We start from the raw sequence: 13,973 nt of genomic DNA, 5'->3' as shown, positions 1-13,973 counted from the left end.
TAAAATCAACCTTAAAGGATTTTAACATGGTGAATTAACAATTTTGTTTTATGTAGTGCTTTTTCAACATAATATTAATTTGCATCCAATAAAACATTGCTGATACTTAACAGCCAGTGTTCTTTTCCTTTTGGCGCCATAATTTGAACGCCGATCGGCATTTGATTTTCAGCAGTAAATAAAGGCAGGCTGATTGCAGGCTGACCGGTCAAATTCGCAAGCTGTGTGTAAGGGGTTAACGTTAAGCTGGGCTCAAACATGTCATAGATGAGTTGCTGCTGTTTACACGCTGAGAGTGTATCAATCTGCTCCAGTGCCTTTTGCATTGTACCGGAATGGTCCAACTGCCCAATAAGAGGTGCGGTATGGGCAGCAGCAGGTGTGATATACAAGTCATAATCCCTGTGAAAATCATGCATGACCGCTGACGCCTGATCCCATGCAGACAGACTTTTACTGAAATCACCGGCTGAACATTTCAACCCCGCCTGATACAATGCCCATGTTTCAATTTCAACATCATTAACTGTCAGCTTTCTATTAAGAGATTTTTCTAATTGTTGTATCAAGGCTGCCATTTCTCCGCCATTCATCATGTAATACTGCCTCATTAGTTCTTTACCATCTATAGATGGGGTTACCTCTTCGCATATATAACCTGATGCTCTTAGTGTTTCAACGGTGTTTAACACTGCCTGCTGTGCTCCGCTACTTACAGGTGTACCAACTGGTGAATCGATTGAATAAGCAATTTTAAAATTCATCTTTTCATTTATAGAAGACTTGTACTCTTCCGTATATAACGGGGTATGAAAAGCTGCTTCTTCCTGATAAGTCTGCATCGCATCCAGCAGGCCTGCTGTATCACGTAAAGACTTTGTCAGGAAAAAATCGATGGCCGCTCCCTGCCACTGTCTGCCGGTGCCAGGACCAACAGGCATCCGCCCTCTTGTTGGTTTCAAGCCAATTAATCCTGAAAATGATGCAGGGATCCGGATGGACCCGCCTCCATCACTTGCACCTGCTGCAGGGACCATCCCGCTTCCAATAGCAGAAGCTGCCCCGCCGCTTGATCCTCCCGGTGAGTGGTTATAGTTAAGCGGATTTTTTGAAGCACCGTGAAGCTTTGGTTCAGTAATATTTTTCAATCCGAACTCCGGTGCATTCGTGTGACCAAGTACAATAAATCCTGCCTTTATCAGTTTATCTACAAAGTAACTGTTTTTCTCTGCCAGATTATTTTTAAGTAATCTGGCTCCCGCAGTTGCTGGAGAACCCTGCACATTTTGTGACATATCCTTTAGTAAAATAGGTACGCCACCAAATGGCGCATCAGGATTTATATGTTCTGCTTCCTTTAGTGCTTTTTCTATTCTCAGGTGAGTCACTGCATTTATGAGAGGGTTTTCTCTGTTAATGATGTTCAATGAAGCTTCAACAGCTTCTCTCGAAGTGATATCCTTAGATTTAATTAAGCCAGCTATTCCGGTAGCATCAAACCTTTTAAATTCATCAGCATTCATTTGATATGCCTCCTATTTAGGTGCTCTGAACCCTGCCTCTTGAGCTTCTATTTCAGAACAGAACCACTCTTCAGGGATTGTTTGATCATAGAAAGAGGAGCCTTCTGTATGATATATTTTATCTCCCCTTGAATTGATATTACCTTTAATTGTACATCCTTCCAGTGGCTCATTATTCTTCTCGGCAGTTTGATAATTTTCTTTTGACCAAATACCGATTTCATTAGTTTTTGCTTCATCTTCTATCTCTCTGAATTCATCTACATATCTTGTGTTAGGCGGGTATACTGCAACGCGCGCGAGACCCTCTTCAAGGAGCTTTTCATTAAACATCTCCCCCTCATGCCAGACGTAAGCAAGCAATCTGCCATATCGATCTCTTTCCGCTGCATCAAGCTCAAGCTCTACAGTTTCTCCTTCAAGCTGCAAAGTGAATTCCGATGCTTCAGGTCCAAATGGTTCCACTCCGATCGTTGGATGCTTTGTCTCTGGAGTATCAATTAAAAGAAGACGAACTCTTTCTACTGATCCGTCGTCCAGTTTCACGTCCAGCGTGTCCCCATCAACAACATAAGTTACATCTCCAGTTAATCCGCTGCCGTTGCAGCCAGTTAGTATGATTGTTATAAGCAAGATCACTATTCTTAGCATTTATTCACCGCTTTACGGATGTTTTTCAATATAGTCATGATAAAATCCAAGTACATCTTCTACATATTGATCACTTCGGTTATAAAGAAAGATTGCTCTCTCAAGATCTCCATCAGCTGCACCGTTTTGAGATAGATAGTTCGCTGCACTATATACTGCATCTTCAATATCATACGGATCTGCTATTCCATCATCATTGGCATCAATACCATAACCGCCAAACTCTTCAATCGCTGAAGGATCCTTTAATTCCTCTTCAGGTATATCACCTTCACCAAGACCCTCACAGCTTGGATGAGCCCAGCCTATAAACGTACAAGGCATAAACTGCATGTGACCTTCTGCTCCAACCGGTGAGACAAGAGTGTCCATTGTGGAAAATCGTGTTTCCACACGGTGATGAGCTGCCAGCAATTGCCAGTCTATATTATATTCTTCAGCTGCACTTTTATAAACAGATATGAACTCTTCGGGAATTTCAAGTTCCACTGGTGCCCCATTCTGCTCTAACACATCAAGCGTCTTACCTCTAAAACCATCATCACTAAATACAACAAATAGCGCGGAAAATGTCAGCACTGAGATAAAGGTCAGCAATAATGCTGCTATCCCGCGTTTTCTAAGCTTTCTCTTTTGTTTTTTAGCCACTAAATGCCCCTCTTTTTTCTCTCGTATTCACTTACCTTTATATTGTAACGGAATAAACGTAAAGTGAACAGAAGTTAGAGCTGTTGCTCTTTTTGACTTTCAGTCTGTTTGTCCAGAATGACTGTATTTAATTTTTTTAAAGAAGTGATAACTGATTCGATTTCCTGTATTGAAAGGTGTGTGTAGTATTCTTCTCTTACCTTTTCATTGAAATCTTTTATCCTTCTCGCAAACATCCTCCCTTTTGGCCCCAGATAAATGAGCGTTTCTCTTTTATTTTCCGGGTTTTGCTCCCTTTCAATAAAACGGTCTTTTTCAAGCCTGGAGATGACCTGACTAATTGCGCTTTTTGACACCTGGAACTCTTTTACAAGCTCCTTTGCGGTCAAGGGTGCAAACTTCACGCAAAACATCAGATAACTCTCCTGCTGGGGGGTCAAATTAAATTGACTGAGTGTATGTAGATCATCAGTTAATAGTCTGCTTGTTTCATCAAATGTTTCATGAAGCTCTCTGACATAAGAATCGAGCGTTCTCATCAAATTCCTCCTTTTTAGTTAAGTTAAGTTAACTTAACTATTTTACCATGCATCTCTGTATTTAGACAATTGGTTTATAGATGTGCCTAATTTCAACAAAAAATCACGCTGTATATCAGATTGATCTGATATACAGCGTGATTTAATTGAAATAACTAACCTTTAATATTTACTTGTCCAGTTCTTATCTTGTTCAGACTTTTCTTTGCCTGTCCGTTTTTTAGGTATAAGCATCAATCCAAGATCTTTACGCTCCTGGTTAAGTGCTTTATATGTCGAAATCATCATTAGTATCATGATAAAGGAGAATGGAAACGCTGCGACAATCAGTGCGTTTTGTAACGCCTGCAGACCATTTGCAGATAGCAGAATCACTGCTACTGTTGACTGTGCGAGACCCCAAGTAAGCTTGACAGTGTTTGGAGGTGTTAAAGAGCCGTATGTTGTCTGCATCCCCAAAACAAATGTTGCTGAGTCGGCCGATGTAATAAAGAAAGTACTGATCAGCAGAATGGCAATTACAGATAAAATGGCACCAAGCTGATATTCATTGAATACAGCGAAAAGCACTTCTTCTGTAAGCAGGCTTGTCAGATCAACATTGCCTTCCTGCTGTACATTGATTGAACTTGATCCGAATACTGCAAACCAGAAAAAGCTGACTAAAGACGGCAGTAAAAGCACGCCTGCCATAAATTCTCTGATTGTTCGTCCACGTGAAACGCGGGCAATAAAGATACCAACGAATGGTGACCAAGAGATCCACCATGCCCAGTAAAAGATTGTCCAGGCATTTATCCAGTCACGGTTGCCTTCATCAAGTGGTGCAATTCTAAAGCTCATTTCAAGTAAATTCTGTGCATAAGCACCCAGAGAATTTGTAAAGAGATTCAGAATCAGCATTGTAGGTCCAATCACAAGCATGACAACCATTAAAATAACAGCAAGTATCATATTTGTATTTGATAAATATCTGATCCCTTTGCTGATTCCTGTCCAAGCTGAAAGTAAAAACAATACTGTTACAACTGCGATAATAATCACCTGAGTTGTAAAATTAATTCCAATCCCTGTTAAGTAAGAAAGACCACCATTGATCTGAATTGCGCCAAAACCTAGTGTTGTCGCAACACCAACCACAGTTGCAAATACTGCAAGTACATCAACTACAGTACCCCATCCCCCACGCATTCTTTCTCCAAATAGCGGGATAAGCGTTGCAGAGATTAGTCCAGGTTCGTCTTTACGGAATTTAAAGTATGCGAGGGCAAGTGCAACTACTGCGTAAATCGCCCAGGCATGAAGCCCCCAGTGAAAGAATGTATATTGCATTGAATCTTTTAAAGCCTGATCACTTCCTGCTTCAGCGAGCGGTGGGTTACTTGCAAAGTGAAGCATCGGCTCCGCTGCCCCCCAGAATACAAGACCGATACCCATACCGGCACTAAACAGCATTGCAAACCATGTGCTGGTAGAATATTCCGGACGTTCATCAGGCTTTCCAAGTCTGATTTGTCCAATAGGTGTTATAGCGAGCACAGCACAAAAGATAACCATGCCAGTAACAATAATTAAGTAATACCAGCCAAAAGTAGAGGAAATGAATGCCTGAAGACTTGCTGTACCTTCTTCAAAGCTGGTTGGTGCAGCGATCGAATAAATAACTGCTGCAAGTACGATTGCTAATGTAATCCAAAAAACACTTGATATTTTTTTCATTTTGCTCTCCTTCCATTAAATTTATTGTGTCCGTCTTACTTGACTATACAAAAAATGGTAAAATAGCCTTCTGGTCATTAGGGACTACATTTCTATACCCTTAACCTGAAATTAAAAACACGTTCATGATCGTATCATACTGTCATGGAGGCTTACAAGGGATAACCGGTTAAAAAAACAAACACTTATAAAGAATAGGTAATTTAGGATAAATTATCTAATTTTGATCTTCAAATTGTATTTCTGGTTCCTCAGGATCCTCAGGCATTTGTATTTCAGAATTCACATCGCTTTTTTCCTGAGTCCTGCCTTTATCAATATGATCATCTAAATTTTTTTCTTGTTCAGCCTGAATCTCATGCTCTTGTTCGAACCATTCATTGACTGTACCGCTTGAATCAGCAGGAGTACTGCTCTCCCTGTTACCTTGATCTTCAGGGTTATTTTCAGGTAAATAACCACCTTCAGGGTCTGAATTCCCGGAGTCTTCAAATTCCATTATTTTTTGTTCGATTGGAGGCGGCTCAGATTCAGTTATATTAGTGTCTGATAGTAAAAGCATGATGATTGTTACAGCACTTAAAATCAGCATCGTTGACATAATAATTAATAAAGTCCATTGCTTATGATTCAAACGGGTCCTCCTTAATTAATAAGTAGTCAGCTTTAACGTTTTTTGAATCCAGTAAATACCTCGTTGCCAAAAAGAAAGTGTATCCTGAAAATTTTCAAGAGGTACTGTATACTCAGCTCCCTCATTATTCCACAACTGGTTAAAATACTCCTCTGTATCAATCATTACTTCTTCAGAGTGAGGGCCAGTAATCGTTAAATTGTTTTCGAGGTTATAATTTTTCATATTTCTCATTGTAAAATTTGCAGAGCCTGAAACAATGATCCCCTTATCAGATGTTTTAACAAACATCATTTTAGGGTGATATTGCTCTATATTAACATTGTACCAGCGTACGTTGATAGACTCTTCTGTATTTTCATTTATCTCATTGATAACCGGCCTGTTTGGTAAACCTGTCTTTTTATTACCGAATGCTGTTTCATTCGGATCAAGAATCATTGATACATTTACACCTTTATTTGCTGCATCAGTCAAAGCATCTACAATATTTGGTTCAGAAAGATAAAACATTGCCAGCCAAATCTCATCTCCGGATTCCGCTTCATCAATGGCGTTCAGTACCTGTGACAAGGTTTCTCCTTCTGTCGTATAAGTGACATTTAAACCATTTTCAGAAGCTATATTCTCAGAATCAAAAACTGGAAAATCTTCTTGATATCCGGACATTTTAGCAACAGCCTCTTCAGCCTTTAACATGTCGCCAATAATAGACCCCGACACTTCATAAGCTACATTATTGTGAAAGCCTGATTCATTATGTGCATTTGCTGACAGTACCATAGCATTCTGCTCAGTAATCACTGCTTTACGATGGTTCGCTTTTACATTCGCTAAAGCAAGATATGACCTGACAGTCATTTTGGGTCCTCCATCAACAAATGGATTCATTATCCATCCGGTCCCGCTTTGACCTAAATACATAGGTCCCATTCGCCATGCTGAAGAATAAAGCGGTGTCGGGTCCCTCAATGGTTCAAGATTCGTCATCACAACATCAATACCTGCGTCTTTCATTGGCTCAAGCCATGCTCCATCATATGATCCGTAGCCGGTGTTAAAAGGGTCGGTAATAAAAATAATCGGCAGATCATTGTGCATTTGTTTCTTCCGGATCAGGCGGTCCATTAATTCTCCACTCAGATCCGGGTATCCTTTGTTTTCACTGACTCTGCCATCCATCATGAACATATCAATTACAATAAAATCTTCTGCTTCTTCAATCATTTCATACACTCTGGAAAAAATCTGATGATCGAGTGTTCTTTCACCATCAGCAGTAGTTGTCAGATCACGATAAAATGTCACATTTTCAGCTTTTCTTATTTCACTTCTGTATGCAATTCCCTCAGGAAGTGGTTTATATTGATGATAAATCATCATGCAAATGTAAATGAATGCAAACGCCAGTAAATACCATCTTTTTTTCTTATACCACTTCTTTTTCACTTTTTTCCTCCGAATCAGCTGTCTCCAAGTGCTTTCAGGTCAGCAATAATTTCATCTTCCGGCACTGACTCATATCCATCATAGCTTTTGACTACGGTGCCTTCCGGACTAATCAGATAAATACTTGTAGGGTGACTCATCTGGTTTGAATCCGGGTCATCTACAACAAGACCTTGAAAAGATTCAAGAGCTAGTGAACTGATTCCATCAAACTCATAACCTGTTAAGAAATCCCATTTATCTTCATTTAAGTCATATCGCGCCATGAATTCCTGTAATGCCTCAGGGGTATCTTTCTCAGGATCGACACTGAATGAAACCATATGATAATTTTCTACCCCTTCACCTTCTATGGCTTTCTGTAATCCAGTCATATTATACGTCATCGGTGGACAGACTGTATCACAGTTTGTAAAAATAAAGTTGGCCACAACCGGAGTACCCTGCAAATCTTCACTCGACACCTGCTCACTGAGTTGATTAATAAAATTAAAAGCTTTTAAATCTCTTTCCATATTACCTTCAAATCCGCCCGAGCATGCAGACATCAGTATTACTGAGGTTAATCCCGCAGTCATAAATTTTTTGTTCATAAAAAGCTCCTTCATCTGGTTACGTATCTGCAACTAATCGTACATAAATGGGGAAACCTCTACAACATAGTGAGAGCTGTTATGTTGAAGAAATTGTTACACTTAAAGCGTTTCAAATATAAATCTAGTTGAGCTGCCACCCTTGGTTGAGAAAACTTCAAGCCTTGCATCAATACGTTCTTTTAATTCAGGCACATGTGAAATCACGCCCACGAGTCTGCCGCTGGATTGAATATCCATTAAAGACTCGATTGCCTGATCCAGCGATTCAGGATCCAGTGTTCCAAACCCTTCATCAATAAACATTGTCTCGAGAGATACACCGCCTGCATAAGATTGAACGACATCAGCAAGCCCTAAAGCCAGTGCAAGAGATGCCTTAAAGGCTTCTCCACCAGAGAGCGTTTTTACATGCCGCTGCTGTCCTGTATAATGATCCATTACCAATAACTCCAGCCCACCCTGCTTATTCCCTTTTGAACGATCTTCTTTTCTATGCAGCTCATATCTGCCGGAAGTCATTTTAAGCAGTCTGTCATTTGCCACAAGTAATATATCCTCAAGATAATAAGCCAAAACAAATCTTTCAAACGTAAGTTTCAACTCGTTTTGCCCATTAGCAATTTCTGACAGATGACCTGTTAGCAGATACCGCTTTTCAACTTCATCTGAAGCAGCAATATTTTCATCCAGACTTCTAAGAATCTGTTCGTGATGTTTAATATAAGCTGCGAGCACTGAATGTTGCTCTTCTGACTGCAATAACTCTGATTCAGCAAATTCTTGCTCTTCCTCTAATTTTTTGATATCAGGTTTAGATAAATGTTTTAAATCTTTTTCCAGCTTATCGGCATATTCTTTTAAAGCGTATATTTTTTTTTCGTATGATGAAATTTTCTGTTCTAATTCTGTTCTTTCTGCCTCATTTAGCTTTGCCTGAGCCAATTTATCTGTATCTTCAAAAGGAGAGTTTGCTAAATTTTCCTGGAAACTGGTCCTAGCATCCTCCAGCGAATTTTCCGTATTTTTTACTTCTTTATCAGCCTGTTTTAACCTGTCTGATAAACGGTTGACTTCTTTGTCGGTGTGCAGAAATCTGGCTTCGACCTGTTCAAATAGCTGATGGTGATCTTGAATTTTTTTCTCAAGATTTTTTATTTCATGAAGCAGGTCATCTTTATTCATATAACTCTCAGGAATCTCTTCTGCCAACTGATTAACTAAACTGCGAATCGAGATGTATTCATCACGTTTTTGCTGAACAATGTGTTCAAGCTCTTTGATTTGCTGATTCAGTTCATTGATCCGCTGGTCATTTTGCTTCATTTCAAGTGCAGGGTTGTTTGTTTTTAATTGATTCATTAGCAATTGGTTTTCCTGCTGCAATTTCTTTAAAACAGTCTCATAGTCATTCAGGCTGCTCATTTCTTTATAGTAGACTGATGTCTTTTTGGTATGATCCAGATTTTTTATTTCACCGGTTATTTCTTCTATTCTTTGACTAACGTACTCTATTGCTGATTCAGTTCTTATTATCTCTGATTGATATGATTGAATATTTCGTTTGAAGCCTTCAGTTTCGATATTTTTACCTTCTCGTAACGCCGGGCTGGGATGATGAGTTGACCCGCACACAGGACAAGCTTCTCCCTCTTTTAACTCACGGGATAAGTCAAAAGCCTGCTGAACCGACTGTTCTTTTAATGCATGCTCTAAAAGAGACTGCTCTTTTGTTAGAAGTTGACTGATTTCATCAAGATTTTTCTTATTTTCATTTAATTCAGCTGTCAATTGTTGTTTAATAGCGTTTTTCTGTTCAATTTCTTTAAATAATTTTATAAAATCATTCAGCTGATTTAACTCAACTTTTAAGTCTGCAGATCTTGTCTGCTGATCATATCTATTTTGAATGGCAGCAGATAGGTTGGCTTTTATTTTTTCATTTTCACTAAGCTGCTCTTTCAGGAGATCCAGTTTATTTTTCTCTAATTTTCCTGACTCAGCGTAATGATTCAATTGTTCAGACTTCTTTAAGTATTTTTCTAGCTTTTCTCTTAGTCCATTTAATTCGTTATGTTTATTTTCGTCTGACCTGACCTCTTCTTTTTGTTTTTTGAGTTCTTCCAGTTCCTGCTTTGACTGATCATATAGTTGATGGGCTGCTGCTAATTGACGTTCAGTACCGGCTTTATAGTCTTTTCTTTTATCACTTTCTTTTTCCTTTGTTTGCACCTCTTGATATAAAGGCCAGATCACTTCAGCTTCTTTTGAAATTTGTAATTGATCTTTCAGGAAAAATATCTCCTGCTGTTTCTTTTTTAAGTTGGTTAAATCCTCATTCGTTTTGTGCAATTCGTTAAAAGCCTGTTCTATATAGCGGGCATTTTCTATTTTCTTTAAAATCTCTTTATAACTTTCTTTTTGGTTAATAATATATTTCTTTAGTTTATTGAATTTCTCACTCTGAGTTGCTACTAAGTTTTTAGCTAGTGATAGTATTTGTTGTTCATTTTTCAGATCCTGACTCAGCGCTTCTGTTAATTCATGATGATCAAGAGGGTCAATTGCCTGATAGTATCTTTCCCGATCTTTGAGGTACCCTGTCGCTTCATCTTTTAATACTTTGGATCTTCCCTTTAAATATTCCTGGAAGTACCGGTATGATTCAGTGTGAAATAATTTTTGGAGAATTTTTTCTTTATCAGTACTGTCAGATGTAAGCAGCTGTCTAAATTCTCCCTGAGGTATCATCAGAATTTGTTTAAATTGATGAAAATCCAGTTGCAGCAGCTTATTTATCTGGTCATCAGATTCACTCAACGTTGCACCGAGCAGTTTGTCTTCACCATCAATTTGTTCATAGATCTCAGCCTTGGCACTGACAGTTGTAAACCCTTCTCCTCTGGTTTTTTTTCGTGTCTGGATCGGCGACCGGAAAATACGAAAAGTTTTATTTTTTAAGGAGAAAGTAAAATCAACGCTTGTCAGATTAGCTTCTTCTGCAAAGTCACTCCTTAAATCCTGGCCAGACCGCTCTTCACCACTTGTTTTTCCGTATAGAGCAAATGAGATCGCATCAAAAATTGTTGTTTTTCCTGCACCTGTTTTACCTGAAATAACGAACATCGTTCTTGAGCCGAGTTCTTCAAAGTCAATTGCCTCGGTTTTGGCATAAGGACCGAACGCATGCATAATTAATTTTTTTGGTCTCATGACTGATCACTTCCTTTAAGGCTGACATTCATATTATTCTCTATTTCTCTCTCAATTTCTTCTGTCCATTCAGCTTCAGTTACGTACTCAAAAAATCTTTTAAAAAGTTGAGTATCTGAGAGGTTTTCATATTTCTTACGCACTTGACGTTCCATTTTTTTATCCCGTTCTGACGTTTCTCTTTCAAGGTGAAGTACATTTGGATAGATAGATCTAAGTCTGTTAATCGGGTCGATCAGTGCGCCCTCGTCAGTAAGCACTGCTTTAATATAATCTTCTTTATTCTCATAAAAGTTCTGATCCATCAATTGATCCATAGATCCGCGTAAAATCACCAGGTCTTTTTTTGGCTTCAGCAGAATCTCTTTTACTGACGCGCTGTTATTTTCAATCGTTACACATTTCACCATTTTCTTATGATTTGCTTCTGAAAATGAATACTTTAACAGTGACCCTGAATAATGAACTTTTTCATCTTTTATTGCATGCGGACTATGCAAATGCCCAAGAGCAGTATAGGTAAATGGATCAAATAACTCTTTTCCAACGGTTCCTGCTCCACCAACAGTAAGTGTACGTTCAGAGTCAGTCGTTGTTCCTCCGGTTACAAACGAATGGCCAACAATTACTTCAGGTTTTTGACCAAAATCACTTTTTGTTGAGATTGATGACACGATCCGTCTCATTGCATCGTGGTGGTTCGTAATTGAATCATCCTGAAAGATTTCTTTAATGACGGAGGGTTCAGCATAAGGTACAGAATGAAATCTGACGCCTTTAATTTCAACTCCTGTTAATTCCGGGTGCCACTTTCCAGTAACATGAAGGTTTGAATGCTTATACCAGGCTGAGCCAAAGGCGATACGATCTGCACTATCATGATTCCCCGAAATTGCCACAATCGGAATTTTCATTTCAACATTCAATTTGTATAAAGTTTCATTTAATAGATTAACGGCTTCAGCAGGCGGTACTGACCGGTCATATAGATCACCAGCAATGATAATCGCATCAGGCTCTTCCTGTTCCGCCAACTTTATAAATTGATTAAGTATATCAGCTTGATCTTCTGTCATATAAACACCATGGACAAGCTTACCAAGGTGCCAATCCGCTGTATGTAAAAATTTCATCATTTTATTCCCCTTTAAAGCATATTGGTTAAATTATATCAGAACACGCGTTTGTAAAGCATGTCCTGTTTATGCAATACCAAAAACGTATAAAAATTCATACTTTTGACTGATTTATTAATTCGAATTTTCAGATATTATTGTATATACAACCGAAAGGAGGGACCAGTATGAGAAAAATCGAATCAGAATACGTTGAACATCATGATTTGGAATCAGAAGACTATATCCGCGTTACTGCTGACAACGAAAATATTTATGAAGTCCGCCGTGAAAACCTACACCAGCTACTCTCTCTTGGCTATCGACAGGTAAAATGATTCCTGCCACCTTCCTTATTCACACAGATGACAAACTTCATACATGTCTTTTTGAACCAGTTCTTGAAGCCATCTATAAACTCCTTTATAATAATCATAGATTAAGTGAACGGAGTGACGAATGTGCTTGAAGGCTGGTTTTTATGGTTTATACTTTTCTGGGTCGTAGTACTTGTCTCTTTGTTTGGCATCGGCGGATTCTTTATGTTCAGGAAATTTCTTAAAAGAATGCCTAAAGAAGATGGAAAATCAGACTTGGATTGGGAAGAACATTATGTTAATCAGACAATTCATTTATGGGGTACCGAAGAAAAAGCCCTCTTAAATGAGCTTGTCAGCCCTGTCCCGGAATTATTCCGTGATGTCGCCAAGCAAAAAATCGCAGGCAATATAGGCAAGCTTGCAGTGAAAGAAAAAGCTGATAAAATAACGCTGGATTTGATTGTAAGAGGTTATATTGTAGCGACTCCAAAAAGGGATCATAAGTTTTTAAGAAAAAAATTAAATGAACTGAATATAGACATCACTGAATATGAAGATCTATTTGCCTTATAAAAAAACATCACAATGATTGTGATGTTTTTTTATGTTCACTTAGGCCATTTGAGCCGGCTGAGGGTGAGTCCCTTTTTCTATCTTTTTATATTGTATTAACATTGCACTTCTCCAAGGTACGATCATACCAAAAGCTAAAATCCAGAACATTCCGCTTAACGTACCGAGTTCAATTGTCGTACTTAATGCCAGCTTCATGATAATTCTGATTACAAGCAGACCAATCAGGATAAATGGAAATGCTTTAGAGGTTTTTAGATAAATACCATCATGCTTTTGCTCAAACTTAGAAGTTTTTATGAGAACAATGGAAAATAAAGCCCCCACAACAAGCGCTTCGAGTGCCTCTAAAGGCGTGACCCGGAAGTATGGAAAAATAAACATTAAAGCGCCGGTACTCATAAAGACCGGAGGCAAAAAGATTTTCTTTGCTGTTACAGGCTTCTTAGCAGCCTTTAACCTGATTATAAATACTGCCGTTCCCATGATGACAGCGGCAATTGTTGAAAGATAAACAAGCATTAGCACCCATCCTTAATTTCTTACGTATGTAAAACCTCAATTAAGTATAATAGAGATTTCTCAGTTTGTAAAAGGCGCTATGAACATTATTTATTGATCACCCTATTCAATGATTCGACTACGCGGGTACCGTCAAAAGGCTTAACGATAAAATCCTTCGCCCCTGCTTCAATCGCTTCAATCACCATTTTTTGCTGTCCCATTGCTGAACACATGATAATATTTGCCTTAGGGTCTTCTCTTAAAATTTCTTTAGCTGCTGATATGCCATCCAACACTGGCATTGTGATATCCATTGTTACAAGATCCGGGTTAAGGGATTTGTACTTTTCCAACGCTTCTTCGCCGTTTTCAGCCTCGCCAATTACCTGAAATGAAGAGCTTTCCAATACATTTTTTAACGTCATTCTCATAAACTTAGCGTCGTCAACAACAAGAACTTTTGTCATTAAAATCACCCTTACATATATAGTT

Annotated in this window: 14 protein-coding genes; 2 read left to right on the top strand and 12 right to left on the bottom strand. The window is 38.6% G+C overall.

What is annotated here, in order from left to right; all coding sequences use genetic code 11:
- Positions 1-74 precede the first annotated feature (74 nt).
- From DH10bf12_RS12595 to DH10bf12_RS12550, 10 genes are all read right to left on the bottom strand, one after another.
- Complete coding sequence (locus tag DH10bf12_RS12595; protein ID WP_471735619.1) at positions 75-1,523, bottom strand: amidase; 1,449 nt, start codon at positions 1,521-1,523, stop codon at positions 75-77.
- A gap of 12 nt (positions 1,524-1,535) precedes the next feature.
- Positions 1,536-2,174 carry a thermonuclease family protein gene (locus DH10bf12_RS12590; RefSeq protein ID WP_471735618.1) on the bottom strand — a complete coding sequence of 213 codons (639 nt, stop codon included), beginning with the start codon at positions 2,172-2,174 and terminating at the stop codon, positions 1,536-1,538.
- Between the two features lie 12 nt (positions 2,175-2,186).
- Positions 2,187-2,822, bottom strand: coding sequence for a lytic transglycosylase domain-containing protein (locus DH10bf12_RS12585; protein WP_471735617.1), 636 nt, complete (start codon positions 2,820-2,822; stop codon positions 2,187-2,189).
- Between the two features lie 74 nt (positions 2,823-2,896).
- Complete coding sequence (locus DH10bf12_RS12580; protein ID WP_471735616.1) at positions 2,897-3,361, bottom strand: MarR family winged helix-turn-helix transcriptional regulator; 465 nt, start codon at positions 3,359-3,361, stop codon at positions 2,897-2,899.
- A gap of 162 nt (positions 3,362-3,523) precedes the next feature.
- A complete protein-coding gene (locus tag DH10bf12_RS12575; RefSeq protein ID WP_471735615.1) occupies positions 3,524-5,080 on the bottom strand; it encodes a glycine betaine uptake BCCT transporter in 1,557 nt (518 codons plus the stop codon).
- A 217-nt stretch (positions 5,081-5,297) separates the two neighbouring features.
- Positions 5,298-5,714 carry a hypothetical protein gene (locus DH10bf12_RS12570; protein ID WP_471735614.1) on the bottom strand — a complete coding sequence of 139 codons (417 nt, stop codon included), beginning with the start codon at positions 5,712-5,714 and terminating at the stop codon, positions 5,298-5,300.
- 15 nt (positions 5,715-5,729) lie between these two features.
- Positions 5,730-7,163 carry a phospholipase D family protein gene (locus tag DH10bf12_RS12565; protein WP_471735613.1) on the bottom strand — a complete coding sequence of 478 codons (1,434 nt, stop codon included), beginning with the start codon at positions 7,161-7,163 and terminating at the stop codon, positions 5,730-5,732.
- 14 nt (positions 7,164-7,177) lie between these two features.
- A complete protein-coding gene (locus DH10bf12_RS12560) occupies positions 7,178-7,756 on the bottom strand; it encodes an SCO family protein (protein WP_471735612.1) in 579 nt (192 codons plus the stop codon).
- 102 nt (positions 7,757-7,858) lie between these two features.
- Positions 7,859-10,969, bottom strand: a complete 3,111-nt coding sequence (locus DH10bf12_RS12555; protein ID WP_471735611.1) for an AAA family ATPase — start codon at positions 10,967-10,969, stop codon at positions 7,859-7,861.
- Entirely contained in the window at positions 10,966-12,102 is a 1,137-nt protein-coding gene (locus DH10bf12_RS12550) for an exonuclease SbcCD subunit D (RefSeq protein ID WP_471735610.1), read from the bottom strand. The genes DH10bf12_RS12555 and DH10bf12_RS12550 overlap by 4 nt, the downstream gene beginning before the upstream one ends.
- Before the next feature lie 170 nt (positions 12,103-12,272).
- Here DH10bf12_RS12550 and DH10bf12_RS12545 point away from each other — a divergent pair, with 170 nt between their 5' ends.
- Complete coding sequence (locus DH10bf12_RS12545) at positions 12,273-12,422, top strand: hypothetical protein (RefSeq protein ID WP_471735609.1); 150 nt, start codon at positions 12,273-12,275, stop codon at positions 12,420-12,422.
- A 123-nt stretch (positions 12,423-12,545) separates the two neighbouring features.
- Positions 12,546-12,977, top strand: coding sequence for a DUF2621 domain-containing protein (locus DH10bf12_RS12540; RefSeq protein ID WP_404409351.1), 432 nt, complete (start codon positions 12,546-12,548; stop codon positions 12,975-12,977).
- 39 nt (positions 12,978-13,016) lie between these two features.
- Here the strand turns inward: DH10bf12_RS12540 and DH10bf12_RS12535 are convergent, their stop codons facing one another.
- Positions 13,017-13,499 carry a CcdC family protein gene (locus DH10bf12_RS12535; protein ID WP_471735608.1) on the bottom strand — a complete coding sequence of 161 codons (483 nt, stop codon included), beginning with the start codon at positions 13,497-13,499 and terminating at the stop codon, positions 13,017-13,019.
- A gap of 86 nt (positions 13,500-13,585) precedes the next feature.
- Complete coding sequence (locus DH10bf12_RS12530) at positions 13,586-13,948, bottom strand: response regulator (protein WP_471735607.1); 363 nt, start codon at positions 13,946-13,948, stop codon at positions 13,586-13,588.
- Between the last annotated feature and the right edge of the window lie 25 nt (positions 13,949-13,973).

This window comes from Jeotgalibacillus sp. 10bf12, from assembly GCF_055597105.1.
The sequence above is the reverse complement of the archived record's forward strand: the minus strand, read 5'-3'. Positions and strand labels throughout refer to the sequence as shown.